Raw genomic sequence first — 17,193 nt, 5'->3', positions numbered from 1 at the left:
GTGCTGCACCGCCAGAGGCAAAATCGGCGGCTGCGCGGAAAGTCACACCGAATTCCGCTTGTACATTGAAAAGTTTGCGAAAAACAGGATTTGAATATTTGCAACGCTCTAGCGATGCGTGTCACAGGTTATGGTCAGAAAGGCGCTATCCCTCTTGGCATTACAGCCCCTCCCGGATAAGGGCAGCGCAGTCTAGTCTCCGAGCGAAAGACCGTTTCGATCATGCCCCTTCCCGAAATCAAGCGCGTTCTCCTGAAACTGTCGGGCGAGGTGTTGATGGGCGAGCAGGAATACGGGATCGATCCGGCTTACGTTGCGCGGCTTGCCGAGGAGGTAAAGGCGGCGCAGGAGACGGGGCTCCAGGTCTGTCTCGTCATTGGCGGGGGCAACATTTTCCGCGGCGTCGCGGGCGCAGCGCGCGGGCTGGACCGGACCACCGGCGATTACATGGGCATGCTCGCGACGGTCATGAATGCGCTGGCGATGCAGAATGCGCTGGAGCAGCTTGGGGTGCAGACCCGCGTGCAGAGCGCGATCCCGATGTCCTCCGTCTGCGAACCGTATATCCGTAGGCGTGCAGAGCGGCACCTCGAAAAGGGTCGCATCGTCATCTTCGCAGCGGGCACGGGCAATCCGTTCTTCACGACCGATACAGGCGCGGCGCTCCGCGCGGCGGAGATGAATTGTGATGCGCTGCTCAAAGGCACCAGCGTCGATGGCGTCTATGACAGCGATCCCAAATATAACCCGGATGCGACCCGCTTCGAGACGATAACCTATGATCAGGTTCTGTCTGCTAATCTGAAGGTTATGGACGCAACAGCGGTCGCTCTTTGCCGAGAGAACGACATTCCGATAGTGGTGTTCTCAATCCGCGATAAAGGCAACGTCGCCACTGTCCTTTCGGGCAAAGGCACGCAAACGATAGTTCAAAAGGAAGCGTAAGCACATGCCGCAGTATGACAAGGCAGATATCGAGCGCCGCATGAACGGCGCGGTTGAGGCGCTCAAAGGCGATCTTTCGGGTCTGCGCACGGGCCGTGCCAACACCAGCTTGCTCGACCCCGTTCAGGTCGAGGTGTACGGAGCGATGATGCCGCTCAACCAGGTGGCGACGGTCAACGCGCCCGAGCCGCGCATGCTCGCTGTGCAGGTATGGGACAAATCGAACGTCGCTGCGGTCGAAAAGGGAATTACTAAGGCTAACCTGGGCCTTAATCCGATGACCGATGGCCAGACGGTGCGTCTGCCGATGCCCGACCTTACCGAAGAGCGGCGCAAGGAACTCGCGAAGCTCGCCGGGCAATATGCCGAGAAAGCCAAGATCGCCATCCGCAATGTGCGGCGTGATGGAATGGAAGACCTCAAGGCGGACGAGAAGAAGAAGGAAATTTCCGAAGACGATCGCAAGCGGATGGAGGAAGAAGTCCAGAAGCTGACCGACAAATACGTCGCCGAAACCGACGAGGCGGCGGCGAAGAAAGAACAGGAAATCCTTACGCAATAACGCGCGAGGGGCGGGGAGGGTCAATGGGCGACATGCCCGCTCAGTCTGGCGAAAGTGCGCATCTGCAGGACGGAGGTTCTGGAGCGCGTCACGTTGCGATCATCATGGATGGCAATGGCCGCTGGGCGAAGAAACGGGGACTGCCGCGTTCGGTCGGTCACCAACGCGGTGTCGAGGCTGTGCGCAGGCTCGTGCGCGGGTTGGGGCCGCTCAATCTCGATTGCCTGACGCTATATGCTTTCTCTTCGGAAAACTGGAAACGATCAGAAGATGAGGTCGATGACCTGATGAACCTGATGCGCAAGTTCATTAAGTCCGACCTTCCCGAATTCGTGGCGAACGATGTGGAGCTTCGGATTATCGGCGATTGGCAATCGCTCGCGCCCGACATCGTTGCCATGCTCGAAGACGCGCTGGCGCAGACGGCGAACGGCACCAAGAAGCTCGCGGTTGCGCTCAATTATGGTGCGCAGCATGAGATCGCGCGAGCTGCTGCAAAGGCCGCGGCGAACGGCGAGATCACCGCGGAGGCAATCGAAGCGCAACTCGATACCAGTGACTTGCCGCCGCTTGACCTGCTGATCCGCACAAGCGGAGAGATACGTCTGTCGAACTTCCTGCTTTGGCAGGCAGCCTATGCCGAGATGTTGTTCGTCGACACGCTGTGGCCCGATTTCAAGCCCGAGCATCTGGCCCAAGCGCTCGATGACTTCGCCCGGCGGGAGCGTCGCTATGGCGGAAGATAGTGCTATGTCGAAACGTCAGCGAGCGAAAGAAACGGTGAAAGGCCTCGCAGATCTGCCGGTCCGCTTCGTTTCAGGTGTCGTAATGGCCGCCGTGGTAAGCGTGGCATTGTGGCTTGGCGGCTGGTGGTGGGTCGGTTTCGTCGCATTGCTCGCTGGGCTTGTGCTATGGGAATGGAACCGCTTGGTGCGGGCGTTCGGATTGTCAGCGCTTTCCGAAGTCGCTTGGTCGTTCGCTGGCGCGGCCTATGTCAGCGCAGCGGCTTATGCCTTGATGCAAGTGCGGATGAGCTATGGGCCGCTGGAAGTGTTGCTGGTCTTCCTCGCGCCCGTTGTCGCGGTCGATGTCGGCGCATACTTCATGGGCCGAGCCGTCGGCGGACCGAAGATTGCGCCTTCGATCAGCCCGTCTAAAACTTGGGCCGGATTGATCGGAGGCGGGCTCGCCGCGAGCGTTGTCGGTATTGGCATTGATGTCACCGATTTCGGGCCAGCAGCATTCGAAGGCTTCGCCTGGCTCAACATAGTGACAGCATTTGCGGCAGGCGCTCTGGTTGCGGTGGTCGCGCAGACGGGCGACTTTTTTGAAAGCTGGATGAAACGCCGGGCCGGGGTCAAAGATTCCAGCAATCTCATTCCCGGTCATGGCGGCGTGTTCGACCGGGCGGATGGGTTCTTGGCAGTCTACTTCGTGGTGTTTCTGATTGCGGTGGTGCCCGCATTGCTTGGATTATGATGGCATGACCCGTTCGATTACCATTCTCGGCGCTACCGGATCGATCGGTGCCTCGACACTCGATCTTGTCAGGAGCAACCCGGACAAGTGGCGCGTGGGAGCGCTGACGGCGAATTGCTCCGCCGACGAGCTGGCGCGGCTCGCACGGGCGTTCGGCGCAAGACTGGCGGTTGTCGGCGATGAGACCTGTCTGGGAGATCTGAAGGCAGCCTTGGCGGGCACCACGATCGAGGCCGCAGGCGGTTCGGGCGCCTTGCGTGATGCGGCTCGCATTCCGGTGGATATGACTGTTGCTGCCATCGTCGGATGCGCGGGTCTGGCACCAGTGATGGCCGCGGCCGAACGCGGAGGAACGATCGCGCTGGCGAACAAGGAAGCGCTCGTGTCCGCGGGTGAGATCCTCAAATCGGCGGTAGAGCGATCCGGAGCAACTCTGCTGCCGACGGATTCGGAGCATAATGCAATCTTCCAATGCCTCTCGGGCAACAGCATTGCCGATGTGCGGCGGATCATCCTTACCGCGAGCGGCGGACCATTCCGAACGCTGGACGCCGATCAGCTGAAGACGGTGACTCGGGAACAGGCGCTAAAGCATCCGAATTGGGAGATGGGCGCAAAGATCACGATCGATTCGGCCACGATGATGAACAAGGGCCTCGAATTCATCGAAGCGCACCATCTTTTCCCTGTAGGGCTCGACAAGATCGAGATCGTCGTTCACCCGCAGAGCATCGTCCATTCTATGGTCGAGTACCGCGACCGGTCGACGCTCGCTCAGCTCGGCCCGTCCGACATGCGCGTGCCCATCGCGTCTTGCCTCGCCTGGCCAGAACGTATGCAGACGGAGCTCAAGCCGCTCAATCTTGCCGAAATCGGCCAGCTCACTTTCGAACCGACAAATGAAACCTTGTTCCCGGCCACACGTATCTGTCGTGAGGCGATCGACGCAGGCGGCGCTGCGCCAGCGATCCTCAATGCGGCCAACGAAATTGCGGTCGCTGCGTTTTTAGACGGTCAGATAGGGTTCATGGACATTACGGCAGTGGTTGAAAGCACATTAAGCAAATATACCGCAGACGCCCCCGGCACGTTGGACGACGTGCTGCACGTTGACGCACAAGCACGCTCTTACGCGAAAGAAGCTCTGGAAAGCCACGCTCTTGTTTGAATCGCCTCCATTCTGGATGTACCTCGTGGGGTTCCTGCTGTTGCTGGGACCGCTAGTCACACTTCACGAACTCGGTCATTATCTCGTCGCTCGCTGGTTCGGCGTGCGGTCCGATGCATTTTCGGTCGGTTTCGGCAAGGAAATCGCTGGATACACCGATAGCCGCGGAACGCGCTGGAAACTCTCGGCGCTTCCTCTGGGCGGCTATGTCCAGTTCAGCGGCGACATGAACCCTGCATCAATCCCTGATCCCAAAGCGCCGATACAGCAGGGGAGCTTTCAGGGTGCGGCGCTCTGGAAGCGTGCGCTGATCGTTGCAGCGGGGCCCGTCGCAAACCTGCTCATAACCATCGCTATATTTGCGTCCTTGTTTGCCGTACTCGGCAAGCCGACGATCGTCGCTTCGGAAGACTCCCGCACTATCGGAGAGTTCTCGGAAACCTCCGTTGCCGAGGCGGCGGGCATGCAGGTCGGCGATACCATAATAGCTGTCGACGGTGTGCCGGTTGACGACTTCGACGGGATCAGGGGAGAGATTGCGCTTTATCCATCGAAGGACCTCACCGTTACGGCTGTGCGTGACGGCGTTGAGCGCGAATTCGCCATGACGACTGAACGCGTCGAGGTAAGCGACAGCTTCGGAAACACCAGCGTGATCGGCCAGATCGGCGTGGGCCCGTCGGGCGGAGAGTACATTATCGAACAAGTCGGCGTGCTTGAATCGGTTCCGCTCGCATTCGCCCATAGCTGGGACGTGCTCGAGATGATGTTGACCGGGCTCAAGCAGGTTGTGACCGGCGAGCGTTCGATCAAAGAGCTCGGCGGCCCTGTAAAGATTGCGAAATATTCGGGCGAACAGATGAGTTTGGGATTCGTCGCGTTCGTCAATTTTGCAGCGCTGATCTCGCTTAACTTGGCATTCATCAACTTCTTGCCAATCCCCGCTCTCGATGGTGGTCATCTGGCATTCTACGCCGCGGAAGCGGTTCGCAGGAAGCCGGTCGGGCCTGTCGCAACAGAGTGGGCCTATCGCACCGGCATCGCCGTTGTTCTGGTCTTCATGGTCGTTGTGACGGTCAACGATGTCACCTCGCTGGCGTTCTTCGGATCGCTGTTCGGCAGTTAGCCGGGGAAAGGAAACGGACGAACCGGGATTGTCCGGGGAGTCGGCTTGATTGCGAAGGCTGCATGGGGCAGAGGCGAATGCGGACCGATTGGGACCGCCAGTTACGCGCCATGGGGATGGCGTGCCCACATGTTTCGGGCGTGGCATAGACGGGTTAAACGGGATTTTTTACTCCATGAATCGACGCAGCGAGAAGGGCAGTTCCACTGCCACTCCAAAAGTGATCACTTGTGCAGGACGATTGGCTATCGCCTTGTCCGGAGCGACGATGCTGGCCGGTGTTCCGTTCACCGCTCTGGCCCAGGATGCAGAGCCGGACGCGGATCCAGCGGCTGAAGCTCCTTCTGCGGCAGAGCAGCAGCCTGCGACCGAACCAGCGCCAGCTCCGCCGCCCGCGCAGAGCGGCGATATAATCCGCACAATCAGCGTTTCGGGATCCGAACGGCTCGAGCCGACCACGATCCTCAGTTACATCCGTTTGAGGGTCGGTCAGGAATACACCTCTGCTGCAGCGGACGAGGCACTCAAGGACCTGGGTGCGACGGAGTTGTTCTCCAGCTTCTCGATCCGCAACGATAATGGCAATGTGGTCATCTCGGTGACTGAAAACCCGGTGATCAACCGCATCGTGCTGGAGGGCAACCGGCGGCTCGATTCGGATAAGATCTTGCCGGAGATCAAGCTTTCGCCGCGCCAGATCTTTACCCGCTCGAAAGTCCGCGCCGATGTTGCGCGCATCGTCGAGCTCTACAAGCGCCAAGGGCGGTTTGCTGCCACAGTTGAACCGCAGATGGTCCAGCTCCCACAGAACCGTGTGGACGTGGTCTTCGAGATCACCGAGGGGCCGAAGTCCAAGGTGCGCCAGATCAACATCATCGGGAACGAGAAGTTCTCCGACGGTGAGCTTCGCGGCGAAATGGTCACGAAACAGTCGCGTTTCTACCGCTTTTTCAGCTCCAACACGAGCTACGATCCTGACCGTCTGGCGTTCGACCAGCAAAAGCTGCGCCAGTTTTATCTGACCGAAGGCTACGCCGATTTCCGCGTCGTTTCGGCTGTTGCCGAGCTTACGCCGGATCAGGAAGACTTCATTATCACCTACGTGGTCGAGGAAGGCGAACGATACAAATTCGGTGACGTGGTCGTCGAAAGTCAGCTCCGCGATTTCGACAGCGACGTGATGAGCGGCAATCTCGCGATGCAGACCGGCGATTTCTACGACGCGAAGGCGGTGGAAGACACCGTCGAGCAGCTGACAGAACTCGCCGGGCGTTTCGGCTATGCCTTCGCCGACGTGCAGCCGCGTTTCAATCGCAATCCAGACGATCTGACGATGGACATAACGTTCATCCTTCGTCAGGCGCCGCGCGTTTACGTCGAACGGGTTGACGTCAACGGCAACACGTTGACGCAAGACAAGGTTGTTCGCCGCGAATTCCGCATCAGCGAAGGCGATGCGTTCAACTCGCTCGGTGTTCAGCGGACGACCGCGCGTATTAACTCGCTTGGCTACTTTCAGGAAAACTTCGAGGTCAATCAGGTCGAAGGCAGCGCGCCCGACCGCATCGTGCTCGAAGCGAACGTCGAAGAACAGCCCACTGGCGAGTTACAGTTTTCGGCCGGTTTCTCATCGATCGAACAGTTCATTCTGGCAGGGAGCATTCGCCAGCGGAACTTCCGCGGGCGCGGACAGACGATCGGGCTCAGCCTGAACTATTCGCAGTTCTCTCGGTCGGCACAGGTCAGCTTTACTGAACCATATCTGTTCGATCGCAACATCTCGTCCGGCATCGACATCTATCGCCGCGATTTCAACAGCTTCAACCGCTTTGGCGGCGATCGCAATACTACGTTCGAGCAGGCGACGACGGGTGGTGCGGTTCGGGTCGGCGTGCCTCTCACCGAATTCATGTCGCTGGTCGGCAGCTACACGCTGAACTACGAACAGGTCAGCCTCGATGAGAACATCTTCTTCTCCGATATCGACGGCGACGGGATAGCCGAGTGCGATCCGCTGCTGGCGGGCCGGTTCCTATGCGATGCACTGGGCGATCGTCTCAGCTCGATCCTCGGCTTGAGCCTCAGCTACAACACCCTCAATTCTCGCCTGCGCCCGACGCGCGGCCGGAACGTCACGTTCAGCACCGAGTTTGCCGGACTTGGCGGTGACCAGCGCTACCTCAGGTTCCGGGGACGTGCCCAGCAATTCTGGAACGTCGCCAATAGCGGCTTTATCTTCTCCGTTTCGGCGGAGGGCGGCACGATCATTCCACTTCGCGATCGCGAGGGCGAAGGTGTGGACGATGTCCTGCTTACGGACCGCTTCTTCCTCGGTGAGCCGCAATTCCGCGGGTTCGATCTTCGCGGGGTAGGACCGCGCATCCTGACCCAGCCATTCAGCTTCAACCCGGCGACGGGCATGACCGATCTCGACGAGGACGGAAATCCGATCGTAATTACCGACCGCGATTCGGTGCGAGACGACGCCTTGGGCGGCCGCAACTACTACCTGGCGCGGGCCGAGCTCGAAATTCCGCTTGGCACGGGCGCTCGCGAACTTGGTCTGCGACCATCGATCTGGGTCGATGTCGGCGCGCTCTGGGGGGTCGAACAGCCAATCCTGCAAGACAATCCCAATGGTGTTCAAAACGTCGATGCAAGCGGAAATCCGCTGTTCATCGAGACCGTTGTGGTCACCAATCCCGATGGTTCGTCGACAGTCACGCAGGTTGCAACCATCAATCCCATCGCTGCCGATGGTGTTACGGAGAACATCCCGAGCATCAGGAGCGGCAGCGCAATCCGAGAGGTCTTTCTCGGGGATACACCCAGCCCGCGTATTACCGCGGGCATCGGGGTCAACTGGAACTCGCCATTCGGGCCGTTCCGTATCGATTTCTCCCAGACGATCCGCAAGGTCGAGGGAGATGACGACAGAACCTTCACGTTCAACGTAGGAACTCAGTTCTAATGAAAAATGTTACGAAATTTCTCGCTCCCGCAGGGCTAGCACTCGCTGCGGCCGCTGCGACCGCTCCGGCCACTGCCCAGGTCCAGGGCGGTATCGCTACGGCCGATATCGCACGCGCCATCCTCGGCACGACCGCGCTGCAGACCGCTTATCAGCAGGTCACCACCACCTACGCAGCCCAGATCGAAACGCGCACGACCAAGCAGCAGGAGCTCGCAACTCTGCTTCAGCCGTTCGATCAGAATGGCAACGGCCAACTCGACGATAGCGAGCTGCCGGCAGTGCAGAACTCCTCGAGCTTCACGCAGATTCAGACCCTTGAGGGCGAAATCGCGACCATCAACGGTCAGGTCAATAATGCCCGGATTTTCGCAGTCGAGCAGATCCTTGCGCAGTATCCGACCGCGCTGCAGGAAGTTGCCGCCGCTCAGCAGGTCGCAGTGGTGTTTCAGCCCGAAGCGATCCAGTTCGCCGGGGAAGGCGCGGATATCACTCCGCAGATCACCACGTCGCTGAATGCCAAGGTGCCGACCGTCGGGATCGTACCGCCCAACGGATATCGCCCAACCCGCAACGGCGCGCAGATTTTTCAGGAAATCCAGCAGACGCTGATCGCGGCCCAGCTGCGTCAGCAGCAGCAGGCCCAGCAGCAGCAACAGCAGGGTAACGCACAGGCACCAGAGGGCCGCTGAGGCTTTCGGGACTAGGAACAAGTAGGGGCAGGGCATGAGCGACGAACCGAAATCTTCGGATCCGATTGTGGATTACGACATCCACAAGGTGCTCAATGCCCTGCCTCATCGATACCCGCTATTGCTGGTCGACCGGGTCAAGGCGATCCACCTCGGCGAGCGCATTCACGCCGTCAAAGCCGTGAGTATGAATGAGGAGTTTTTCCAAGGACATTTCCCCGGCGCTCCCATTATGCCCGGTGTCTTGCAGATCGAGGCGCTGGCGCAGGCCGCAGCGATCCTCGGCATCGAAACGCTGGAGCTCGCCGGAACGGGAAAGCTTGTGATTTTCATGGGCATCGACAACGCGAAGTTTCGCAGCCAGGTCACGCCGGGCTGTCTGCTCGATCTCGAAGTCGAGTTTCTCCAGCAGCGCCGCCGGGTCTACAAGTTCAAGGGCAAGGCAAGCGTCGAAGGCAAGACTTCTTGCGAGGTTGAATTCACAGCCATGATCGCCGACCCGCCGGAGAACTGAGCGGAAGATAGCTTGCATTTTGCTGCGACGGCGCTATTTGCGCCGCTTCCAGTTTTTATAGCGCCGCCGGTCGGTACCGGCGAAAGCTTCAAAGGAATTAGTCATGAAAGCCGAAGGGCATCCCGAATATCACACCATCAAGGTCAAGATGACCGATGGTACCGAGTTTGAAACCCGCTCAACGTGGGGCAACGAGGGCGACACTCTTTCGCTCGACATCGACCCGACCAGCCACCCGGCATGGACCGGCGGCAAGCAGCAGCTTCAGGAAGGTGGCCGTGTCGCCGCATTCAACAAGCGCTTTGGCGGGCTGTCCCTGAAGAAATAAGGGGCGCTCCTCCAGTGAGCGAACACCAGTTTGCAGCCTTCGGGCTGTAAGGGAAGGCGGTCCGACGGGGCCGCCTTTTTCTTTGCGCTACAGAGCAGATGAAATCAGCCGCGCCAGGGCGCCTCGCGGTACCATTTCGTGATTACGTATTTCGTGCCTTTTCGCACCTTCATGGCGTGATGCAGGGTTGCGGCATTGCCGCTTCCGTCAGTGTTGCGATTGTTCCATCCGACAATCTTCCCGCGTTCTGGCTGGATTTTTTTGTCGATCATCTTGAAACGGGTCGCGCCGCCCGCTTCCACATTGTTCAGGTAGATCATGAATGTCCAAGTCCGCTGCCCGGACTTGGCGCAGAATTTCTCCCAGTCCTGACCACCCGGATTGAACCAGTCGGTGTGATCCTTGAATTGCTGGCCCACTTCATAACGCTGGCCCTGCAAGGGCTCGCCATAAGCGGGATCGATGCTAGTGAAGTGCGTCAGCATGGCCTCCAGCTCGCGCACCGCCTTGTCTTCGGGCTTCAGATCGCAAGTCTCGCTGGTTCGAAAAGCGACGTCGCCGTTTTCGTCCGCAAGGGTTGATGGCCTACGATCGAGATCAATCAGGCGCATAAGCTCCTCGCAATGCTCGGCGGTGAGGAAGTTCGGCTTTATCACCATTTCGACTTTAGGCGACGGTACACGCTTCACGCCGTCATGCGCGCGCAGGATGTCGACGGAGGATTCGCCGGGACCGACCATGAAAACGGAATACCGGCTGGTTGCATGGCGGCCAAGGACCTAGACCAAGCGAGAAATAATGTTGCGTCATCGGTCCACTCAAACAGTTTTCGCTTCCCTTGGGAGGCGCTTTGTGCAACAGGCTCGCGCCGCGTTCGCGTAGCCTTGACCGGCGGCGCAACACGCGTAAACCGCCCCTCCTGCGTGGACTTGGCAAAGGCCGGAAGGTTGCGTTGAGAAGGGCTTGTGGCGATCGTAGCTCAGTTGGTTAGAGCGCCGGTTTGTGGTACCGGAGGTCGGGGGTTCGAGACCCCTCGATCGCCCCATTTCCCCCAGTTTCTCAATGTGTGTCGGGCTTCCGCTCACAACGCGCACCATGCGCAGAAGGTAGGGGCTTGTCGCTGATGACCGCATTCTGGACCGAACCCGATTACGACGATCACGAGATCGTCCATGTTGTGCGCGATCGCACGCGCGGTCTGATGGCGATTATCGCGGTGCACTCGACCCATCTTGGTCCTGGCGCAGGTGGCACGCGTTTCTGGCACTATCCCGACCCGAAAGACGGTCTGCGCGATGCACTTCGCCTGTCGCGCGGGATGAGCTACAAGAATGCAATGGCCGGGTTGCCGCTCGGTGGCGGGAAGGCCGTGATCCTGGCCGACGATAATCGGACCAAGACCCCGGAACTGCTCGCGGCGTTCGGCGATGCTGTCGAAGGGCTCGGCGGCAAATATGTGACCGCGGAGGATGTCGGGATCAGCGAAGCGGACATGGTCGCCGTGTCGAAGCGGACGGCCCATGTTTCGGGGCTACCGGTCTCTGGTAATCATGCGGCTGGCGGCGATCCTGGGCCCTTCACGGCGATGGGCATCTATCTCGGCATCAAGGCGGCGGTTCGCCACAAGCTGGGCAAGGGCAGCGTCGAAGGTGTTCACGTTGCCGTGCAAGGCGTTGGGAGCGTAGGAGGCGGTGTTGCAAAGCTGCTCGCCAAGGATGGCGCAAAGCTGACGCTTGCCGATATCGATGCCAAACGCGCCGCGGCGCTCGCGAAAGAGCTAGGCGGAAGCTCGGTCGACGCAGATGGTATTCTGTCTACACCTTGCGATGTTCTCAGCCCGAATGCGCTGGGCGCGATCCTGAACGAGGACAGCATAGCAAATCTCGACACTCGGATTGTCGCAGGCGGAGCCAACAATCAGCTCGCCCGCGCGCATCACGGCCAGACCCTGTTCGATCGCGGAATCCTGTTCGCGCCGGACTATGTCATCAATGCCGGCGGCATCATGTCGGTCGCTACCGAATATCTGGCGCGCCGTGATGGCAAGGAGACCGGCGTCGAAGCCGTTCACGACCGTATCGCCACGATCCCCGAACGGCTTGAGCAGATCTGGGAGGCAAGCGATTCGACGAATACTTCGCCAGATATCGTTGCGGACCGAATGGCCCAGGAGCTGATTGGCCGCGGCTGATCTCGCTGGGCGGCGGCCCTCTATTGCATCAGAGCGATAGCTAATTGCACTATTTGCGACCTTGCGGGGAGCGGCTGGGCGACTAAAACAGTCTCAGGGATCCAACGCATGCATATCTACGCCAATCCCAAACGTTTTCTGTCGCTTGCAAAGTGGCTGCTGCCGCTCCTGTTCTGGGGCGGTCTGGTGCTGTCCGCTGGTGCTTTAGCATGGGGAATGTTCCTGGTCCCGCCCGACCACCTGATGGGTGAGAGCGTCCGCATCCTGTTCATCCATGTCCCTGCCGCCTGGCTGGGCATGGGAGGCTGGACCGGCATCGCCATTGCGAGCGCAATGCTGCTCATTTGGAAACACCCCCTTGCAAGTATAGCCGCAAGGGCAATCGCGTTGCCCGGCATGACTTTCACCGCGATCTGCCTTGCCACCGGATCGATCTGGGGCAGGCCAACCTGGGGCACGTGGTGGGTGTGGGACGGACGTTTGACATCGATGCTCGTCCTCTTGTTTCTTTATGCGGGCTATATCGCGCTAGCGCAGGCTGCTGCCCGTGAAGGCGGGTCAACGAAGATAGCCGCGATTTTCGGGCTGGTCGGCGCGATCAACATTCCGATTATCAATCGCTCGGTTGTGTGGTGGAACTCGCTTCATCAGCCGCCCAGCATCACTGCCGGGAATAGCGCGATCGATCCTACGTTCTTGTGGCCGCTTTTGGCCGCGGTGCTGGGTTTCTCGTTGTTGTTTGGCGCCATAGTGCTCATGCGAATGCGCGCTTTGATTGCTGAACAGCAGGTGGAGGCCCGCTTGCGCCGACGCGCGCTCGCCGATGAGGTACCCGAAGCCGGCGCTCCAGCCATGGCCAATTCATGATGGATGTGCGACATGCGTGAAGCGCTCGATCATTGGGATTTCGTGATTGCGGCCTATGCCATCGGGCTTGGTGCGCTCGCGCTGTTGATCTCATGGAGCTGGCAGACGATGCGGCGCGCCGAGCGGCGCCGCGACGAAGTGAAACGCCAAGGGACCGACCGGTGAAAGCCAAGCATCAGAGAATGGCCCTTGTGGTCTTCGCATTGATTGCAATCGTTGCGGCCGGGCTTCTGGCGGCCTGGACGCTGCGCAACCAGGCGAATTATTTCTATCTCCCCGAACAGATGACCGCTTCGCCGCCCGCCGTGGGGCAGGCCGTTCGTCTCGGCGGTATGGTTCAGCCCGGTTCAATCGCGACTTTGCCGGACGGCGTTACCGTCAATTTCACGGTCACCGGGAACACCGAAAGCACCGTGCCAGTCCGCTATAGCGGCATCCTGCCCGACCTTTTCGTCGAAGGTTCGGGCGTGGTGGCAGAAGGCAGTCTGGGTCCGGACGGGGTCTTTCTGGCGACCAATCTTCTCGCCAAGCACGATGAGAACTACGTTCCGCGTGAGCTCGAGGGGCTGGAAGGCCACCAGGCCGCGGATTACGCCGCCGATACGACTGTCGGTATCGAGTAGGGGCGCAGCTAGGCTATGATCGCCGAACTCGGCCTTGCAGCCTTGTGGCTCTCCGCAGCACTTGCCGTTTTGCAAATGGTGTCGGGAGCGCTCGGTTTGAAAATCGGCGATCAGCGGTTAGCCGCGTTTGCGGCCTATGCCCGGCCCGCAGCCGTGGTTCAGGCGTTTCTGGCCGTCTTGTCATTCGGCATGTTGCTCTGGGCCTTCGCGATAACGGATCTCTCTATCAAGCTGGTTGCTACCAATTCCCACTCGATGAAGCCGTTCATCTACAAGCTGACCGGCACCTGGGGGAATCATGAAGGCTCCATGCTACTTTGGGTCGCCGTTTTAGCGCTGTCAGGCGGTCTGCTAGCCGGGCTCGAGCGCCGTTTGAAAGAGCGCACGATGAACGCAACGCTTGCGGTGCAAGGCTTCGTCGCGCTTGGCTTTTATGCGTTTCTGCTGCTCTCATCGAACCCGTTCGAGCGGCTACCAGTGCCTGCATTCGAGGGGTCTGGCCTGAACCCGCTCTTGCAGGATATCGGCCTCGCGATCCATCCGCCGACCCTTTACATCGGCTACGTCGGCCTGTCGGTTGCATTCAGCCTGGCGATGGGAGCGCTGATTACGAAGCAGGTGACGCCCGATTTCGCCAAGGTGATGCGTCCGTGGGTGCTCTTCGCCTGGGTGTTTCTAACCCTTGGCATCACCGCTGGATCATATTGGGCATATTACGAGCTCGGATGGGGCGGCTGGTGGTTTTGGGACCCGGTCGAGAATGCCTCGCTCATGCCATGGCTGGCCGCGACCGCGCTCCTCCATTCCGTCAGCGTGCTGGCGGCCCGAGATGCCCTGAGGACATGGACAATCATGCTCGGCGTGCTTGCCTTCTCCATGAGCATGCTCGGCACTTTCCTCGTGCGCTCGGGCGTTTTGACGAGCGTCCATGCGTTTGCGGTCGATCCCGAACGCGGCACGTTCATCCTGGTCTTGCTGGGCCTCTATATCGGCGGAAGTCTGGCCATATTCGCTGTGCGCGCCGGATCAATCGCGGAAGGCAAACGCTTCTCCGCGACGAGCCGCGAAGGGGCGCTGGTATTCAACAATGTGATGTTGTCTGCAATCCTGGCGATTGTCCTGCTTGGAACTCTGTATCCGTTGCTCACAGAGGCGTTCGACGTGCGTGTTTCGGTGGGTCCACCTTATTTCAATCCGGCAGGCGCGATCTTCGCGATTCCCATGTTCATCGTGATGGCCATCGGGCCTCTGCTGCGTTGGAAAAGCGACAAACCTGTGCGCATCAAACTCGAACTGATTATACTCGCCCTGATAGTTGTCGGAGCCATCGTGCTAATCGCGGTGCTCGGCGATTACCCGGTCCTGCCGGTGCTCGGCCTCGCACTTGCTGCTGCGCTTGGCGTAGCGGCATTTCTGCCCTTGCGCGGACGGAAAATCAGTCGAACACCGCTGGCGACCTGGGGCATGATCACGGCCCATTTCGGCGTCGCGGTTTCGCTGTTCGGGATGGCCACCGAAAGCGCGTTCACGCAGGAGCGATTGGCTGCGGTTGCTCCGGGCAGCACCGAGGAATTGGCTGGCTGGACGGTAACCCTTGACGGTGTCGATCCGGTCGCTGGGCCAAACTGGACTGCAATCGAAGCGCGGCTGTCAGCCAGTCGGGGCGGAGAAGAAGCAACCCTCCTCAACCCGCAGGCGCGCAATTTCTGGGCTCCCTCGCAGGCGACGAGCGAGAGTGCTCTGATCACCCGGTGGGATGGGCAGCTTTACGCGGTCATTGGAGACACGGCCGGTTTGGATGCCGATGGCAATCAGCGCTGGCAGCTGCGCATATGGTGGAAACCGTTCGTGACCTTCATCTGGTATGGAGGATTGCTGATTTCGCTCGGCGGTATTCTTGCGATCATCGGCCGCGTTCGCGTGGACTTGCGCCGGCGTAAAGCGGTGCAGCTCGGGAACGAGCGCCGCGCCGATAAAGCATTGCTCGATCAGGCGGCTACTCCGCCCAGGGCCGAACCGGAGCCTGTGTAATGAGGACCATCTTCTTCATCCCGTTGGCTCTGTTTCTGTTTTTTGCGGGGCTTGCGGGCTACATGCTTACGCAGGAGAAAAACCAGACGGTTGCCTCCGCGATGATCGACAAGGCGCTTCCCGAATTCGATCTGGAACCCGCATATGACGGTCTGCCCGGCGCATCGCGCGCGGACTTCATCGGCGGGGAGCCGAAACTGCTCAACATATGGGCCAGCTGGTGCCTCCCTTGCATCGCAGAAGCACCGCAGCTCGAAGCGCTCAAAGAGGAGGGCGTTGAGATCATCGGCATTGCGATCCGGGACACGCCGGAGGACGTCACGAATTTTCTCGACCGTCACGGCAATCCTTACACCCGCATCGGCGCCGACGATATCTCGGCGCTGCAGATTGAGATCGGAGCGGCAGGAGTGCCCGAGACCTTCGTAATCGATGGCGAAGGCAGCATCCGATACCAGCATATCGGCGATATTCGCGAGAACGACGTGCCAAAGCTGCTGCAAGTCTTGGAGGACGTTCGCTGATGCGGTGGGTTCTCGCGTTTTTGCTCGCAGTTCTTGGCGCCTCGGCTGCGGCGCAGGACGCGCTGCCTCCCGCGCCATACGCGTACAAGCAGCTCGACGATCCAGTTCTCGAGGCGGAGGCGACCGCTCTCATGGAAACGCTCCGCTGCCTGAGATGCCAATCGCAGAGCATCAACGATAGCGATGCTCCGATGGCGGGGGATATGCGGCACCAGGTCCGCTCACGCATTCTGGCCGGTGAAGAGCCCAAAGAAGTCCGTGCCTGGCTGATCGAGCGCTATGGCGATTATGTGAGCTATCAGCCGGAAGTCAGCTCGACGACTTGGCCGTTGTTTGCCGTACCGATTGCATTGGTGCTTATCGTGCTGCTGGTCCTGCTACGGCGACTGGGCCTCCGCCGTAAAACTGGCGATAGCTGATGGCGGGTTGGATCGCCGTTCTCGCGCTGGCGCTGGTCGCGTTCGCGATCGCCGCGACGGTCCTCCGCCTCCCTCGAGAAGGATACGCGCTGTTCGGGTCCGTCTTGCTCTTCGGTTTGGCCGGATATGCCTGGCAGGGCTCGCCCGAACAGCCGGGTAGCCCAAAAGCAGCGCAGGTACAGGAACCACGCTCGGGTGAGGGGATGGTTGAGGCGCGGCGATCTCTGTTCGGTGAGAATACGCCGACCCCGAATTACCTCCTGACGTCCGATGCTTTTGCGCGGCGCGGACAGTTCGATGATGCAGCGGGTCTGCTACGGCGAGGTCTCAATGAGAATCCGGATCATCTCGAGGGCTGGCTTGCGCTTGCCATGGCGCTGACGGGCCATGCCGATGGGACGGTCACACCCGCCGCAGAGCACGCTTTCGACCGTGCAAGAGCGATCGATCCTGCAAACCCCGCGAGTGACTTTTTCCTCGGCTTTGCGTTTTTGCAGAGCGGTCAGATCCGCCGGGCGCGTTCGATTTGGGCCGACCTCCTAGAACGCTCACCTGACGATGCGCCGTGGCGTGAGGACCTTGCGGCGCGCGTGGGGCAACTCGACCAGATGATCGCCAATGCGCCGATGCTGCAATAGTGCCACAGTTGGGGGCGGGCGAATTGTTGCGAGCGCGAAAAGGCGGTGCTAGGGGCCGCACCTTCGCGCAATGGCGCATTTCGAATGACGCGCTTCCGGAAATGACAGGCGCTTA

19 protein-coding genes and 1 tRNA gene are annotated in these 17,193 nt (G+C 60.0%); 19 read left to right on the top strand and 1 reads right to left on the bottom strand.

The annotated features are described in order from the left end of the window. Positions 1 to 222 precede the first annotated feature (222 nt). The 10 genes from pyrH (at position 223) to rpmE (ending at position 9,785) form a co-directional block, all read left to right on the top strand. Positions 223 to 945 (top strand): UMP kinase, encoded by a 723-nt coding sequence (gene pyrH / locus IB285_RS07960; RefSeq protein WP_190787675.1) that lies wholly within the window; start codon positions 223 to 225, stop codon positions 943 to 945. Between the two features lie 4 nt (positions 946 to 949). Continuing rightward, a complete protein-coding gene (gene frr / locus IB285_RS07955; RefSeq protein ID WP_190787674.1) occupies positions 950 to 1,507 on the top strand; it encodes a ribosome recycling factor in 558 nt (185 codons plus the stop codon). 23 nt (positions 1,508 to 1,530) lie between these two features. After that, positions 1,531 to 2,253, top strand: a complete 723-nt coding sequence (uppS, locus tag IB285_RS07950; protein WP_190787673.1) for a polyprenyl diphosphate synthase — start codon at positions 1,531 to 1,533, stop codon at positions 2,251 to 2,253. Then, positions 2,240 to 2,986 carry a phosphatidate cytidylyltransferase gene (locus IB285_RS07945; RefSeq protein WP_234033094.1) on the top strand — a complete coding sequence of 249 codons (747 nt, stop codon included), beginning with the start codon at positions 2,240 to 2,242 and terminating at the stop codon, positions 2,984 to 2,986. Before uppS ends, IB285_RS07945 begins: the two co-directional genes overlap by 14 nt. A gap of 4 nt (positions 2,987 to 2,990) precedes the next feature. Next, the gene (locus IB285_RS07940) at positions 2,991 to 4,154 is read left to right on the top strand and encodes a 1-deoxy-D-xylulose-5-phosphate reductoisomerase (RefSeq protein ID WP_190787672.1); all 1,164 of its coding nucleotides are present in this window, start codon (positions 2,991 to 2,993) and stop codon (positions 4,152 to 4,154) included. A gap of 16 nt (positions 4,155 to 4,170) precedes the next feature. Further along, a complete protein-coding gene (rseP, locus tag IB285_RS07935; protein WP_190787671.1) occupies positions 4,171 to 5,280 on the top strand; it encodes an RIP metalloprotease RseP in 1,110 nt (369 codons plus the stop codon). A 268-nt stretch (positions 5,281 to 5,548) separates the two neighbouring features. Beyond that, positions 5,549 to 8,251, top strand: a complete 2,703-nt coding sequence (gene bamA, locus IB285_RS07930; protein ID WP_234033632.1) for an outer membrane protein assembly factor BamA — start codon at positions 5,549 to 5,551, stop codon at positions 8,249 to 8,251. Continuing rightward, the gene (locus IB285_RS07925) at positions 8,251 to 8,943 is read left to right on the top strand and encodes an OmpH family outer membrane protein (RefSeq protein WP_190787669.1); all 693 of its coding nucleotides are present in this window, start codon (positions 8,251 to 8,253) and stop codon (positions 8,941 to 8,943) included. Before bamA ends, IB285_RS07925 begins: the two co-directional genes overlap by 1 nt. Before the next feature lie 34 nt (positions 8,944 to 8,977). Beyond that, positions 8,978 to 9,457: a 3-hydroxyacyl-ACP dehydratase FabZ gene (gene fabZ, locus IB285_RS07920; protein ID WP_190787668.1), complete on the top strand. Its 480-nt coding sequence runs from the start codon at positions 8,978 to 8,980 to the stop codon at positions 9,455 to 9,457. A 103-nt stretch (positions 9,458 to 9,560) separates the two neighbouring features. Continuing rightward, on the top strand, positions 9,561 to 9,785 hold the full coding sequence (rpmE, locus tag IB285_RS07915) for a 50S ribosomal protein L31 (protein ID WP_190787667.1): 225 nt from the start codon (positions 9,561 to 9,563) through the stop codon (positions 9,783 to 9,785). A 104-nt stretch (positions 9,786 to 9,889) separates the two neighbouring features. On the opposite strand, the gene IB285_RS07910 is transcribed toward rpmE, so the two are convergent. After that, positions 9,890 to 10,525 (bottom strand): prolyl hydroxylase family protein, encoded by a 636-nt coding sequence (locus IB285_RS07910; protein ID WP_190787666.1) that lies wholly within the window; start codon positions 10,523 to 10,525, stop codon positions 9,890 to 9,892. A 228-nt stretch (positions 10,526 to 10,753) separates the two neighbouring features. Between IB285_RS07910 and IB285_RS07905 the strand changes: the two genes are divergently transcribed. The 9 genes from IB285_RS07905 (at position 10,754) to IB285_RS07865 (ending at position 17,078) form a co-directional block, all read left to right on the top strand. After that, a tRNA-His gene (locus IB285_RS07905) sits at positions 10,754 to 10,830 on the top strand. Positions 10,831 to 10,908: 78 nt separating this feature from the next. Then, positions 10,909 to 11,976 (top strand): Leu/Phe/Val dehydrogenase, encoded by a 1,068-nt coding sequence (locus tag IB285_RS07900; protein ID WP_190787665.1) that lies wholly within the window; start codon positions 10,909 to 10,911, stop codon positions 11,974 to 11,976. Positions 11,977 to 12,084: 108 nt separating this feature from the next. Next, positions 12,085 to 12,843: a heme ABC transporter permease CcmC gene (ccmC, locus tag IB285_RS07895; RefSeq protein WP_190787664.1), complete on the top strand. Its 759-nt coding sequence runs from the start codon at positions 12,085 to 12,087 to the stop codon at positions 12,841 to 12,843. Between the two features lie 12 nt (positions 12,844 to 12,855). Further along, positions 12,856 to 13,008: a hypothetical protein gene (locus IB285_RS07890; protein ID WP_190787663.1), complete on the top strand. Its 153-nt coding sequence runs from the start codon at positions 12,856 to 12,858 to the stop codon at positions 13,006 to 13,008. After that, on the top strand, positions 13,005 to 13,466 hold the full coding sequence (ccmE, locus tag IB285_RS07885; protein WP_328705871.1) for a cytochrome c maturation protein CcmE: 462 nt from the start codon (positions 13,005 to 13,007) through the stop codon (positions 13,464 to 13,466). The genes IB285_RS07890 and ccmE overlap by 4 nt, the downstream gene beginning before the upstream one ends. A gap of 15 nt (positions 13,467 to 13,481) precedes the next feature. Continuing rightward, complete coding sequence (locus IB285_RS07880; protein WP_190787661.1) at positions 13,482 to 15,497, top strand: heme lyase CcmF/NrfE family subunit; 2,016 nt, start codon at positions 13,482 to 13,484, stop codon at positions 15,495 to 15,497. Next, entirely contained in the window at positions 15,497 to 16,021 is a 525-nt protein-coding gene (locus tag IB285_RS07875) for a DsbE family thiol:disulfide interchange protein (RefSeq protein ID WP_190787660.1), read from the top strand. Before IB285_RS07880 ends, IB285_RS07875 begins: the two co-directional genes overlap by 1 nt. Continuing rightward, positions 16,021 to 16,440, top strand: a complete 420-nt coding sequence (locus IB285_RS07870; protein ID WP_190787659.1) for a cytochrome c-type biogenesis protein — start codon at positions 16,021 to 16,023, stop codon at positions 16,438 to 16,440. The genes IB285_RS07875 and IB285_RS07870 overlap by 1 nt, the downstream gene beginning before the upstream one ends. Then, the gene (locus IB285_RS07865) at positions 16,440 to 17,078 is read left to right on the top strand and encodes a tetratricopeptide repeat protein (protein ID WP_234033092.1); all 639 of its coding nucleotides are present in this window, start codon (positions 16,440 to 16,442) and stop codon (positions 17,076 to 17,078) included. The genes IB285_RS07870 and IB285_RS07865 overlap by 1 nt, the downstream gene beginning before the upstream one ends. Positions 17,079 to 17,193: the final 115 nt, after the last annotated feature.

The sequence above is a fragment of the Erythrobacter rubeus genome (genome assembly GCF_014705715.1).
GTDB classification, from domain to species: Bacteria; Pseudomonadota; Alphaproteobacteria; order Sphingomonadales; family Sphingomonadaceae; genus Erythrobacter; species Erythrobacter rubeus.
The sequence above is the reverse complement of the archived record's forward strand: the minus strand, read 5'-3'. Positions and strand labels throughout refer to the sequence as shown.